The organism is Gilliamella sp. G0441 (genome assembly GCF_050589305.1).
GTDB lineage: Bacteria > Pseudomonadota > Gammaproteobacteria > Enterobacterales > Orbaceae > Gilliamella.
In genome coordinates this window covers 91,409-104,420 of record NZ_JBNRJF010000005.1, presented here as the reverse complement: position 1 = coordinate 104,420, position 13,012 = coordinate 91,409, and the positions used below count along the sequence as shown (strand labels likewise).

The 13,012-nt window shown below is 33.8% G+C and carries 12 protein-coding genes and 1 CRISPR repeat array; of the genes, 6 read left to right on the top strand and 6 right to left on the bottom strand.

From position 1 onward, the window contains the following. Positions 1-140 precede the first annotated feature (140 nt). From ACKJXD_RS06225 to ACKJXD_RS06210, 4 genes are all read left to right on the top strand, one after another. The gene (locus ACKJXD_RS06225) at positions 141-1,541 is read left to right on the top strand and encodes a PLP-dependent aminotransferase family protein (protein WP_220216974.1); all 1,401 of its coding nucleotides are present in this window, start codon (positions 141-143) and stop codon (positions 1,539-1,541) included. 56 nt (positions 1,542-1,597) lie between these two features. After that, positions 1,598-2,794 (top strand): MFS transporter, encoded by a 1,197-nt coding sequence (locus ACKJXD_RS06220; RefSeq protein WP_430875839.1) that lies wholly within the window; start codon positions 1,598-1,600, stop codon positions 2,792-2,794. Positions 2,795-3,051: 257 nt separating this feature from the next. Next, positions 3,052-3,315 carry an SWEET family sugar transporter gene (locus ACKJXD_RS06215; RefSeq protein WP_255556851.1) on the top strand — a complete coding sequence of 88 codons (264 nt, stop codon included), beginning with the start codon at positions 3,052-3,054 and terminating at the stop codon, positions 3,313-3,315. Between the two features lie 459 nt (positions 3,316-3,774). After that, positions 3,775-4,110: a DUF1161 domain-containing protein gene (locus tag ACKJXD_RS06210; protein WP_430875838.1), complete on the top strand. Its 336-nt coding sequence runs from the start codon at positions 3,775-3,777 to the stop codon at positions 4,108-4,110. A gap of 215 nt (positions 4,111-4,325) precedes the next feature. Here ACKJXD_RS06210 and asnA read toward each other — a convergent pair whose 3' ends face one another. From asnA to ACKJXD_RS06195, 3 genes are all read right to left on the bottom strand, one after another. After that, a complete protein-coding gene (gene asnA, locus ACKJXD_RS06205) occupies positions 4,326-5,318 on the bottom strand; it encodes an aspartate--ammonia ligase (protein ID WP_430875837.1) in 993 nt (330 codons plus the stop codon). 239 nt (positions 5,319-5,557) lie between these two features. Next, on the bottom strand, positions 5,558-5,971 hold the full coding sequence (locus ACKJXD_RS06200; protein WP_430875836.1) for a hypothetical protein: 414 nt from the start codon (positions 5,969-5,971) through the stop codon (positions 5,558-5,560). A gap of 50 nt (positions 5,972-6,021) precedes the next feature. Then, positions 6,022-6,288: a hypothetical protein gene (locus ACKJXD_RS06195; RefSeq protein ID WP_294826732.1), complete on the bottom strand. Its 267-nt coding sequence runs from the start codon at positions 6,286-6,288 to the stop codon at positions 6,022-6,024. Between the two features lie 1,124 nt (positions 6,289-7,412). Here ACKJXD_RS06195 and ACKJXD_RS06190 point away from each other — a divergent pair. Both ACKJXD_RS06190 and ACKJXD_RS06185 read left to right on the top strand, forming a co-directional pair. After that, entirely contained in the window at positions 7,413-8,117 is a 705-nt protein-coding gene (locus tag ACKJXD_RS06190) for an OB-fold putative lipoprotein (RefSeq protein WP_220216980.1), read from the top strand. A gap of 461 nt (positions 8,118-8,578) precedes the next feature. Further along, positions 8,579-9,034: direct repeats of the CRISPR family, unit length 29 nt; unit sequence ATGTTCCCTGTATACACAGGGATAAACCG. Between the two features lie 224 nt (positions 9,035-9,258). Beyond that, complete coding sequence (locus ACKJXD_RS06185; RefSeq protein ID WP_430875835.1) at positions 9,259-9,804, top strand: hypothetical protein; 546 nt, start codon at positions 9,259-9,261, stop codon at positions 9,802-9,804. Positions 9,805-10,100: 296 nt separating this feature from the next. On the opposite strand, the gene allD is transcribed toward ACKJXD_RS06185, so the two are convergent. The 3 genes from allD to allE form a co-directional block, all read right to left on the bottom strand. Continuing rightward, positions 10,101-11,150, bottom strand: a complete 1,050-nt coding sequence (gene allD / locus ACKJXD_RS06180) for an ureidoglycolate dehydrogenase (protein ID WP_267360130.1) — start codon at positions 11,148-11,150, stop codon at positions 10,101-10,103. Between the two features lie 23 nt (positions 11,151-11,173). Further along, positions 11,174-12,091 carry a carbamate kinase gene (locus ACKJXD_RS06175; protein WP_430875834.1) on the bottom strand — a complete coding sequence of 306 codons (918 nt, stop codon included), beginning with the start codon at positions 12,089-12,091 and terminating at the stop codon, positions 11,174-11,176. 77 nt (positions 12,092-12,168) lie between these two features. Beyond that, positions 12,169-12,948, bottom strand: a complete 780-nt coding sequence (allE, locus tag ACKJXD_RS06170) for a (S)-ureidoglycine aminohydrolase (protein WP_430875833.1) — start codon at positions 12,946-12,948, stop codon at positions 12,169-12,171. Between the last annotated feature and the right edge of the window lie 64 nt (positions 12,949-13,012).

Sequence of the window (13,012 nt, the reverse complement as noted above, 5' to 3'; positions counted from 1 at the left end):
CCTAATTGAAATCAATTAATACTGGATGACGTATTATTTAAAATTAACGTTAGGGAAGAAACAGCCAATTGGACTATAATTAGGTCATCCAATTCTTGCTCGTTGTCTGGCAAGGTTTCAAATTTTGAGTAATCGATAACATGTGGAATAAACAGAAGTTAAATACTTATCAAGGCGCACTTTTTAATAAAGTAAGTCAACTGATTGAATATTATATTGAGCAAGGTGTATTGATTGCTGGCGAACAATTACCATCAGAACGTGAGCTTGCTAACATTCTAGATATCAATCGAACAACCGTGGTTCGAGCTTTGGATAATCTTTCTGAACGAGGGCTTTTAATCCGCAGGCAAGGAAGTGGAACATTTGTTAATGATAAAAAATGGGGTGTACAGGCGCATACGGCAATAAATTGGCGTTTACCTGCTCGTTTTTACCAAAATAAACAATCTCGTTATCAACAAAAAATCGAACTAATACGACGTCAGCAAACTAACATCATCGATCTTGCTAATGGGGACTTACCCACAATTTGGATGCCCAAATTGTTATTACCCAATATCAGCTCGGATGAGCTTATCATGCATGAAAAAAATAGTGACCAATTACAGTTAGGTTTGCCAGCACTAAAAACGCAAATAGCCAATTATATGCAACAACGTTTTGCTATGTCGGTAGATACATCTCAGATACTCATTACATCAGGTACACAGCAATCACTATTTTTAATTACTCAGGGATTACTTAAACCGGGCGATGCAATTGCTATCGAATCGCCTTCTTATTTTTACTCTTTGCCGCTTTTCCAAGCAGCGGGGTTACGATTATATGGTATTGAGTGTGATAATGAAGGTATTACCCTAGATAGTTTAAGTAAAGTCGTTAGTCAGCACCCCATAAAATGGCTGTTTCTCAATCCCATCTTTCAAAATCCATTAGGTTTTGTGATGAGTGATAAACGCAAAAAAGCGATATTAGCGTTCTGTCGCTCGCAATGTATTGGAATTGTTGAAGATGATGCATATAGTGGTTTAGGATTTAAATCTCAATTATCCATTTCACCGATTAAAAAGTTTGACCATCATAATCAAGTCATCTATTTAGGGTCGCTTTCTAAATATATTGGTCGAAATATACGGGTGGGGTGGATGATAGCGCCTCGTCATATTATTGAAAATCTAGCGGATATTCGTCAACATATCGATTCAGGATTAAGTATTTTGCCGCAATTACTTGCAGAAGAGTATTTGAAAAATCATTATGTTACTCATCAACATTTTTTAACTGAGCAACTCAATCTTAAAGCGAATCAATTAATGAAATGGCTCAATGATTATTTTGGTCATTCATTAAATTATCAAAAACCCTTGGGTGGATTTCATTTATATGCGCAATTATCTGTCCAATCCTCACAACAAGAAATCGCTATCTTAAATCAATTGCTTGCACAAAATATTATCGTATCACAGGGGAGTGATTATGGTGATAGGTTAGGGTGGATACGTTTAAGCTATGGACATTTTAATCAGAATTTGGTTTGATCTTCAAACATGAATTTCATTTAATTAACGTTATGCAACATTCAACTAAACTTTCAATGTCAACGAAAAAACTTTTAATCATTGCCGGTACAGGCTGGCTGTTTGATGCGATGGATGTCGGATTACTGTCGTTTATACTCGCCGCTTTAAAACAAGATTGGGGATTAAGCCCTGAACAACTTAGCTTAATTGGCAGTGTCAATTCTATCGGTATGGCGATAGGTGCCTTTCTGTTTGGAATCTATGCGGATAAAAAAGGGCGTAAATCTGCATTTTTATTTACTTTATTAATGTTTAGTATTGCCAGCGGATTAAGTGCTTTTGCTTGGGGACTGGCAAGTCTACTTATTTTACGTTTTTTTATAGGTATGGGATTAGGCGGTGAATTACCGGTTGCTTCTACTTTAGTAAGCGAAAGTGTCGAGCCTGAACACCGAGGACGAATTGTCGTACTACTTGAAAGTTTTTGGGCTGTTGGTTGGATTTTAGCTGCTTTAATCGCTTATTTTCTTATTCCTATTCCGGCAATAGGTTGGCGAGGAGCGATGATTATTTGCGCTATCCCTGCGTTTTATGCGCTTTACTTACGTTTTAACTTACCCGATTCATCGGCTTTTAATAGTTTGAATGCAAACTTTAAAAAAGATTCAGTGATTAAAAAAATTAATTCATTACTCACTTCAGAGTTTCGCCGTTCGACCATCATGTTATGGATAGTATGGTTTTGTGTGGTTTTTTCTTATTATGGCATGTTTTTATGGTTACCTAGTGTCATGATGATAAAAGGATTTTCCATGATAAAAAGCTTCCAATATATTTTAATTATGACATTTGCTCAGTTACCGGGGTATTTTTCGGTTGCTTGGTTGATCGAACGAGTAGGGCGTAAATGGGTGCTAATTATCTATTTATTAGGTACATTAATTAGTGCCTATTTATTTGGTGAGGCTGAATCTGTTAATCATTTACTCGTGTATGGTGCATTTTTATCATTCTTCAATTTAGGCGCTTGGGGCGCTATGTACGCTTATACTCCAGAGCAGTATTCTACTAATATTCGTGCAACAGGTTCAGGTATTGCCGCTTCGGTTGGACGAATAGGGGGAATATTAGGCCCTCTCATGGTTGGTTTTTTAATGGCTAAAGATATTCGTTTAAGTATGATTTTTGGGATTTTTAGCTTATCTATTTTAATAGCAATAATGGCTATTGTCCTATTAGGTAAAGAAACAAAGCAAACACCATTAACCTAATTTTTTCCTAAAATGTGAGTTGTATAAATTCAGCGTTGACCTATACTAGTAAAGTCATTCGGTCGCTTCATGTGATGAACATGAAGCGATAACACTCAATTTATCTTTAACATTGTTATCGTTCTCAAATCTTTTCGTTTTTTATATATCATTGTTTAGTGATTAAAGGGTTTAATATCATTTAAACGTTTTCATTCAAAATGATGAGTATTGCAGTTATTAAAATTATCGATTTAACTAATCATTAGGAGGTCATTTTGTATCTTTCAGCAAAAGCTTTCCATTATCTGGGTATTATTGCGACCATTGCGTCACTGGGTATGTACATTTCTTATATTCCACAAATCATTGATAATTTACATGGAATGAAATCGAATCCTACTCAGCCATTAGCGGCAGCAATCAACTGTTCATTATGGGTCAGTTATGGTCTTTTGCGTGAGAAAAAAGATTGGCCTATTGCAATAGCCAATTCACCTGGGGTAATTTTTGGCTTAATCGCCTTTTTTACTGCCCTATAATTGAAAATTAAAAGCAGAAGTGTTTGCTTCTGCAAAATTATCCGTAATACCACTTTGTGCTTATTTAATCCATCTTAATTTCGCCTAATTTTAACAAATTAACACTTGATTTTTTCTTTAAAATAATATCATTTTTAAGGTCGTTTATTATTTAATCTTGAAAATAAATTATTTAGAATCAATGCAATAGAAAGTTATCAACAGGTTTGTTAAATACTTATCAAATAGTACAGTGCATAATTTTTTTGTTACCCACAACCCAACAAGCCCCCTTATTTAATTGTTGCCATCAGTTTGATGCCTTTTTTACATAATTTTAGATTTAGCAATTGAGATTGTTTATTTCAAAATCTATTAAAATAAGAATATTGTATTTACTGCTATTATTATTCAATATATAGTCATAATCTGTTAGATTACTTAAGTTTATTATTTAGAAAGGTATTGATAAGGAAAGATATGAAAAAACTCGTCTCTGTTTTGTTGATATGTTTGCCAACATTTGCGCAGGCATCAAATTGTGACTCTATTTGTACCAATATTGCTGAAAAAATCGAAAATAATGGTGTAAAAACATCTGACTATATCTTAAAAATTTCACCCACTGATATTGCTGATCAAGTTGAAGGCAAAATTGTTGGATCCTGTGATACTGGCAAGAAAAAAATTATTTATCTTCGTTTAAATAATCAAACAGAGAATTTTTCAGATTTACCATCAGAATTAGATTCTGGGGTCATTGAGTGTAAAAAGCAAGATGATTTGAAGCAAAGTTCTGAAACTGAAATAGAATGAAAAAGCTGGATAAACGCTATCTAATTGAGAGTCAATTTTGCAAAAAAATAGTTAACTTAATTTAATACTCGTCATCATGTCGAATTGACAAACGTGAATAATTTATTCGTAATGGAATTAGTATTTGCAGTGAATTAGAGAATATCATTGATATAAAACAGACTTAAGCATTATCTCTTCTATTAGCAAAAATAGAAGAGATAATTATTATCGTATTATAGTAGATTGGTGTAATTTTGATGCGTTATATCGTTCCAAACACTTGCTTGTACTTGTCCAATATGTTTTTGTTGTAAAAGTAGCATCGCTAAACGTGATTGACCAATTCCACCACCTATAGTTTGAAGTAGATCACCATCCACTAAAGCTTTATGCCACGCATATTGTAAACGGTCTTCATCATTGGTTGCTTTTAATTGGCGCTTCAACGCTTCTGGATTAACTCGAATTCCCATAGACGAAATTTCAAATGCGCTATTTAAAATTGGATTCCAAACTAAAATATCGCCATTTAAACCTTTTGAACCCATATCATTGTCACTGCTCCAATCATCATAGTCTGGTGCACGTACGTCGTGTTTTTCATTATTAGATAAATCACCACCGATACCGATTAAGAACACAGCGCCAAGCTCTTTTGTGATGGCATTTTCACGCTCTTTAGGTGATAGATTAGGATAACGTTTTAATAATTGTTCGCTGTCGATAAAGGTGATTGATTCGGGTAAAAATCGAGATAGATGATATTTATCCGATACGGCACTTTCTGTCGCTTTTATTGCAGCATAAATCTGTTCAACCGTTTGTTTTAAATACCCTAAATTACGATCTTCTGGTCGCATTACTTTTTCCCAGTCCCATTGATCAACATAAACTGAGTGGATAGGGGAGAGTTGATCTTCGTCGGGACGTAATGCTTTCATATTCGTATACAAACCTTCGCCGACAGGAAAATGATGCATACTTAATATTTTTCGTTTCCATTTAGCCAGCGAATGAACGACTTCAAATTGGGATTGAGGAATAGCTTTAACTTTGACTTGAACGGCTTTTTCAGTTCCCGATAAATTGTCTTGAATCCCATCACCTACTTGACTTAATATAGGGGCTTGCACTTCAATAAGTGATAAGTTTTTTGCCAATTGTTCAGCAAAAAAATGTTTTACAAAACTGATACGTTGTTGTTGTTCTTTAAATGATATCGTCATGTTTACTCTTCAATTATTAGTTAATCCAGATAGCTAAATTAAACTAGAAATCAGAAATATGCAAGTTAGAACAGATAGGCACTTTTTCAAAAGTGCTAATCAAAATAATTGAATGGTTTTAATTTGTGCTTTTAAAGATGATGGCACCCGATATAAAACATTAAAACTAAAATTAAATCAAGCAATAATAAGAATATCAGGTGATTTTCAGTTACATAGCAAAAAGATAATTGGCTTGATTATTGATTAAAATAGGTAGTCATAATATTCGCTAAATTTGGTTTTTGCCATTTCGCGATCAGCACAAATTTAGGCACTTTAAATGGATATCGTTTATTTTCAGAAGTCGTAAATTCGAAATGGTTGTTAATCCAACCTTTTTTGAATTTTAAATTTGAAATTGATGTCATGGGTATTCGAATAACATTATTCGTTAAATCACCTGTGAGAGTTAAACCAACTAAAATAATTTCATTGGAATCAAAATAAATAAGGAAATGTTTAATATCAAAAGCAGCTAATCCCTGATAAAGTGCAAATTTCCATAATTTTGGGTGGATACAACCATAAATTACTGATGAGCTGTTAAAATCGGGTAATTCAAATTTTTCAAATAATTTGTTTATGTTTTCTAACTTTAATCCTTCATTCATGTTAATACTCCCCTGCGTGTAAAATTTGTTTTTAGTTTTAATTCAGAATATTATTTTAATAAAATTTCAACCATTTCGCCAAGATATTGCGCTATTTGTTTGTCGGATTTGTTTTCTATCGGCGAGTATAAATGACTGTGCGCTTCCAGCTCTTGTTTCATGATGTTAAGGCATTTTTTTATGATTAACGCCCAAAAACTATTACTTCGTCCATCAAGCAGATGATAAAAAATACTATCGCCATAATTGATTAAGTTATCCCATAATGCTATTTGTATTTGGCTCTTCACGCCGCCGATAGACGTAAAATCTATCATTGCCAAAAAATCCGAAAGATAACCTACATGGTTGTTAGAACAATTGGTATCACACTCTATTAACCAAAATTTGCAATCATTAAAAGGTGAATTTAGTTAATGTTTTCATTGCGTACTTCTAAGGTTTTATTAGTAAATAGGCTAAGGGTTCATGATATAATTCACCATCATCGCCTTTTATAAAAGTTATGGTATCAGGGTACGTTTTATTGGGTAGATAAACGGAATTTCTACCATATCTATTCCACTGTTTTATCTATTTTGTGTTACTGCAAATAAATAACTTATTGCTGTTTTAGGGTTAAGATTTTCTGGTAAAGCGTGAAAAATTTTGTATTTGAAGCGTCAATAATTTAGGGTTTTATTTCCAAATTTAAGTTACTTAATTTATAACATAAAAAACTTTACCATTTTTAATATTTAATAATGATAATCAAAACTGAACATAAAATCACTCTTTTTGGTTCATTTTGTGATAAATTTTTTTAATGCTATTAGCAAAATTACTAATTAAAAATAATTAGTTATCATAAAATTTTGTGATTATTCCTGAATCTCAACTCCCATTCAGTGTTTTTGATTTTCTGTCATAATGACAATAATCTGGCGACAATAAATCCGGTTATTTATATGCCTAATGTAAATTATTCTTAGAAGCAATTTAAACAACCCTATTGTCATTTATTTCAATTCTATTTCCGTGTTTTCAAATTAAATTTCCCTATCTGGGTTAAATTACAAAAACTATTCATCACAAATCCAATAAAGTGATGGCGCATAGCGTTGTTTACGAATATGCAAATCGTTAAGACTAATTAACCAATGGTGGGCTGCTTTGTAATGATTTAAAATAAGAAATCAGTAAGAAAGTTGCCAAAAGACATTGCAATTCAAAATTCTTTATAAACCGTTTTTTAAATAGAGAGTATTATCATGTCGTGATTTAAGCGCTTAAAATATAATCGCAAAAAAATACAATAAAATCATGAAAATAGAGCATAATGGCGATTGATTGCATTTTAAGTGGAAAAATAAATTAGTTTGTAGTCATTGAAAATTTGAAAAGTGATATTTAATTTGTTAATTTATTGTTTTTAAAAATTTTAATTTAAAGGAAATAATTCATGAAAAAAGTCGTTTTACTCACCATTCTTGCTTGTATTGGTTTTAATGTCTCAGCAAATGAAAATGCAAAAAGGATTATTGAATATTTAATTAAGGATGATATATCTGTATTCCGAGCAAATGGAAAATCAGGCTTCATGGATGAAATCCCAACTGTCAATTCAGCACAGCTAATAAAAGAATATAGTGATAATCAGTATAAATATGAAAAAAAATACGATAAGAACTTGGTCAATATCAAAACAGTCGCATCAGGTGTAAAAACAAATTTGAGTGGCGATCCCTATGTAGTGGCAAATGGTAAAAATAAATTTGAATATGTGTCTCTCGAACTAAAAAATAAAGATGATGCCATGAATATCAACAAAGGAACTAAGCTTGATATGATTTGTCTTGGTACTAAAATCAATGTTATTTTTCCTTCGTTGAAAAGTTGCGTGACTGCTGATAGCTATTTTGACAAATTCCTCAAATCAGTAATGAGCGATTTAAATAAATTAGATATAAATGATAAACCATCGAATAAACTTGAAGCTGTTTATTTAGCAATGTGGGCGTTTGATAAGCAAAAACCTAATACATTAGATAATTATAAATCCGCTAATGATTTAGTTAAAAATGAGGCTGATTTCATCGAAATTATGACAATGGCACAGAGTAAAATGAAAGACGGTGCTAAAAATTTTACATTACCAAAACCATAATAAAGCCCTTTTAGGGCTTTTTTTCAATGCTAGTTGTATACTCTCAAAACAAACCCAGCAATAAATCTAAACAATATCATGTAGAATAATCGAATATTAAAATGAACTAGACTAAACGATATTTTTCACTTAAATGATGTCAACAAATAAATTGGTATCAAACATGTACTGAAAAATATATAAGGTGCAAGAATATAAAAATGTGTAATGCACGCTAGTTTGACATTAACCTTCAACCAATCGATTACAGACACATCATGATTCCTAATTGTTTGGTAGACAAAAAAATCACAAGAACGACTATCGTGCAAAATCCCTTATAAATCACATCTAACAGATTGATTAAATTATAAATTTAAGCTGTTAATGCTCAATCCCCAGTTGCTTAAAAAAGAATCAAAAAAATCGGTAGAATTTTTCACCTTCTTATTTTAATTATTAAACAATAAGTTATAATAAGTATGTTCCCTGTATACACAGGGATAAACCGATCATCGAGGAAAAACAGCATACAATATCGAAATGTTCCCTGTATACACAGGGATAAACCGAAATCATAAATCAAATCGAAAAATACGAACCGATGTTCCCTGTATACACAGGGATAAACCGGTACAAAAAAGGGCAAAATTTTTTTCGCCCTCATGTTCCCTGTATACACAGGGATAAACCGGGCTTTTTTGGGACGTTGAGGCGTCAAAAAGAATGTTCCCTGTATACACAGGGATAAACCGAGCTGGCGTGATGCTACGAAGGAGTTGCCCGCATGTTCCCTGTATACACAGGGATAAACCGCCCAGCCGTCTCAAAAAACAAACGACCTTGGCATGTTCCCTATATACATAGGGATAAACCGTCCGTTCAATTATTATAAAGATCTATCGGAAAGTGTTCCCTATATACATAGGGATAAACCGGCACAGGCGGGCGTAGTAATAAAGAGAATGGTGAGTTCCCTATATACATAGGAATAAACTGGAATCGATATAAAACAATATATACGATATAATGTATTTCTTGTATACACAGGGATAAACAAAAAACACATTAACATTATTTAATGAAAGCGAAATTTATAATTCAGGAAAAGAATACATTGAAGCTGCTTAAAAAACTTATAATTTGTATATCAGTATTTTTAATGATCGGATGCAATCAAGCCGAACAGCCACAAAGTTCTAAAATCATCAGTGGAAAATCTTTTGATATTAGACACCTCGATTTTTCCGTCCCTATCGATACTCTTTTGTCTGAGTTTAAGGGTAAATACTACAAAGAACCTTTAGGAAAAATGACATCACCTGATGATGATGAGATGATTGGTTATACTTATATTTTAGTTCGATTAGCTGATGAAGATTATTATTTCTACAAAAAAAATGTCAAATTAGATAGGATAATAATCATCACTGATTTGAACGGTACTATCTATTCTTATACAGGAGAAATAAAGGCACCTACGAAATGGGTTAAAAGTGCAATAGAAGATTTTCACGAAAAAAACAGCCAATATTTAGAAGATAATTTAATGAGCGAGAAAATGGAAAGAGAGTATCGAGAAAAATTTGATTTACACTATTACTGCTATCACTTACCCGATCGATACTTAAGTACGAGCATTCAAATTAACGATTTCGATGACCGAGATACTATGGTTGGCTGGATTAGGGGGAGAAAATCCAATTGAACCAAAAAATGAATCACTTAAAGCTCAAACAGGAGCATATATGCGTAAAAATTAGTTTATAGTAAAACAGAGAAAAAAATTAGAAAGGTGAATACATTGAAATTAATACCTAGAATCATCTTTATACTACCGCTTATATTTATGGCAAATTGTAATCAAGCTCAAATTACCACAGTGTTCCCTATATACATAGGGAAACATCGTTAATAAAATCAATAAATTCTATAATTAACTATTTTGATGCAACAATAAAAGGTTATTTTTAGCTTGTAATCACTCTTAATGATTAACCCTTTTTATTCTGCAAATTTATTTTTGTGATCGTAACGATCATAGTGAACATCATCGCTAATCAAATATTGATAAATATCATCCACAATTTCGATCCCATTTTTAATATAATCTGCTTCCCGTTTTTTTCCTCTTTCACCAGGGAAGAATACTTCACTATTGCCTTTTGCGGGTTTTACCTGTTTCAATTGATCTAACATCGCAGACATGCTTTTTTTGAATACTTCAAGCCCAACAAAGTATTCTGGGTTAATGACAATATGTAAATGCCCTAGATCACGTCCTTTGGATAAATCGGCATACATCGAAGACACGTTTTTACCAAATGGTACACCAAGCAAAATTCCAGATAACACATCAACCATCATCATTAATCCATATCCTTTTGCATCTGCAATAGGTAATAAAGCATTGACTTTATAAGGATCGGTAGTGGCTTCACCTTGCTCATCAACAGCCCAAGTAGGGGGGATTGCTGCACCTTTAGAGCGAGCATACAATACTTTACCCCAAGCTTGTACAGTCGTTGCCATATCAAATGATACGACTCTTTCATCAGCAGAAGGGGCGGCGAAGGCGATAGGATTAGTGCCAAAAAATTCTTCGGCACCGCCAAAAGGTACCGCCATCGGATCAGATTGACACATTGAAATAGCAACAAGATTATGAGCGGCTGCCATTTCAGTAAAATAACATAATGAACCACTGTGTGACATGCGTCGAATACCGACAACGGCAACGCCATTTTTTTTGGCTAGTTCAATCGCTTTATCCATACCAATTTTTGCGCCAACCAAACCACATCCATTATCAAAATCGAGAATCGCACTAGCTGGCCCGGTTTCTTTATAGGTCATATTGGGATTTGTGGTCATGCCACCTTTGGCTATCCGCTCAGAATAGTATTCAACTCTTACCGCTCCATGTGAGTGTATTCCCCTTGCATCAGCAAAGGCTAGTGCATCGGCAGCAATATCAGCATGTTCTTTGCTTAATCCTGCTTTATGTAGTTTTTTCGCAATTAAATTATGTAATGTTTTTCGGTCTACTCTCATGTTTGTACTCCTCTGAATGGATTCTATTTAACCATGGAATGGTTTTTTATTACGGTACCTTTTTGACCTTTTAATAAGGATTCAATATCTGTTAGGGTACCGATATAAGCTGTATTCCCTGTTTTTTCGACAAATTCAATGACGGATTTGACTTTAGGGCCAATGGCACCATCATCGATAGCAAGCGGTTTTAGACGTTCAGTATCAACATGACCAAGTGCTCTTTGTTGTGGTGTCCCCCAGTTTTCATAAACGGCATCAGCATCGGTTAATATCATTAGGTGATCAGCTTGTAGCTGTATGGCTAATTGCGCAGCAGACAGATCTTTATCAATGACCGCTTCCACTCCTTGGTAGCCATGGTCAATGCTGATAACAGGAATACCACCACCCCCATTACAGATCACGATAGTATTGTCATTCAGCAATTTTTGAATGGTTGCAATTTCCAAAATTTTTTTGGGTTTAGGGGAGGGGACTACCCGTCGAATGTATTGACCGTCTTGTTTAAATATCCAACCATATTGTTGTTTGAGTTGATTTTGTTGTTCGGGTGGATAGACCGGCCCGATAAATTTTGTCGGGTGAGTAAACGAAGGATCATATTTATCAACTTCCACTTGCGTAAGTAACGTGACCACCTGGGTAACATTAGGTTGTTGCTGTAAACTTTGACCTATCATATATCCTAGCATGCCTTGAGTTTGCGCAACTAATATATCAAGCGGATAAGCCGGTACCTTTGAATAAGCTGCATTTTGCAAGGCTAAAAGTCCCACTTGCGGACCATTACCATGTACAATGACTAATCGATATTTACCTGCTAATTTAGCAATTAATTTGGTTGTAGAATGAATATTTTGATATTGATTCTCAACCGATAAAGGTTCATTACGTTTGGCAATTGCATTACCACCTAAAGCAATGACAATCAGTTCCATATGGGGTTTCCTTGATCATTTGTTAAAGTTATTGGATTTATCCGTTTTTAAGTTTACGTTGTCTTATTATCGATTGATTAGATAGCAACGTCTCGATGACAATCTTTAGAATAGATATAACTTAAAGGCACTTTACCAACGGCATAACAGGCTTGTAAGGCATAGGCACCCATAAAAATATAGTCATCTTTCTTAACGGGGATCCATTCATTATCCAGTAGGTACATCCCTTCACCACTTAGCAGATAAGCACCATGTTCTTGGACATGGGTTTCAATGTAACCATGACTGGCGCCGGGATTGAAGGTTAAAATATGGAAATTCATATCAAATCCAAGTTCTTTAGGTAATAAGTCTTGGATAAATACGTTATCCATATTTTCATAATTTAAGCTTTCTAACTGCTGAACGTGATTGGAAATAATGCGAGTTTGATAATCTGTTAAGGGGATATAACGTCTTTTGTAGAGAAATAATCGTGAACTTTCGGCATGATTGTGTAGATATAATTTTACCCCAGCAGGACAATATAAATAGCCACCAGTCTTTAATCTAAACGATTGACTATCTGCGGTGGCGGTAATATCTCCACTAATGACATAAACAAAAAGTTCAATCCCTTCGTTGCCAAAACCTTGTACATTTTTTGCGTCTTGATGCATGGTGACAAGATAATCTACGAAGGATGCACCTAACTTAGGTGTCGATAAGATAGTGATATCACAATTTTCGAATCCTGGAATGACATTTTTGACTAATCCATCAGGTGGAATAAGCGCATAATTTTGGCGTTTGATGATGGCTCTGGAAGCCAGCAAATCTTTTGGATAACCGGTATTGTGATTGAAGTACCCCATATTTATCTCCTTGAAAAATAATAATCTTATACTTTGCTGTTCGTTTTTTTAGGGTAAAAGGCAA

Bases quoted from the DNA above. Each gene is read 5' to 3' on its own strand.
- ACKJXD_RS06225 (WP_220216974.1), top strand. From the start codon at position 141: ATGTGGAATAAACAGAAGTTAAATACTTATCAAGGCGCACTTTTTAAT.
- ACKJXD_RS06220 (WP_430875839.1), top strand. From the start codon at position 1,598: ATGTCAACGAAAAAACTTTTAATCATTGCCGGTACAGGCTGGCTGTTT.
- ACKJXD_RS06210 (WP_430875838.1), top strand. From the start codon at position 3,775: ATGAAAAAACTCGTCTCTGTTTTGTTGATATGTTTGCCAACATTTGCG.
- asnA (WP_430875837.1), bottom strand. From the start codon at position 5,318: ATGACGATATCATTTAAAGAACAACAACAACGTATCAGTTTTGTAAAA.
- ACKJXD_RS06200 (WP_430875836.1), bottom strand. From the start codon at position 5,971: ATGAATGAAGGATTAAAGTTAGAAAACATAAACAAATTATTTGAAAAA.
- ACKJXD_RS06195 (WP_294826732.1), bottom strand. From the start codon at position 6,288: ATGATAGATTTTACGTCTATCGGCGGCGTGAAGAGCCAAATACAAATA.
- ACKJXD_RS06190 (WP_220216980.1), top strand. From the start codon at position 7,413: ATGAAAAAAGTCGTTTTACTCACCATTCTTGCTTGTATTGGTTTTAAT.
- ACKJXD_RS06185 (WP_430875835.1), top strand. From the start codon at position 9,259: ATGATCGGATGCAATCAAGCCGAACAGCCACAAAGTTCTAAAATCATC.
- allD (WP_267360130.1), bottom strand. From the start codon at position 11,150: ATGAGAGTAGACCGAAAAACATTACATAATTTAATTGCGAAAAAACTA.
- ACKJXD_RS06175 (WP_430875834.1), bottom strand. From the start codon at position 12,091: ATGGAACTGATTGTCATTGCTTTAGGTGGTAATGCAATTGCCAAACGT.
- allE (WP_430875833.1), bottom strand. From the start codon at position 12,948: ATGGGGTACTTCAATCACAATACCGGTTATCCAAAAGATTTGCTGGCT.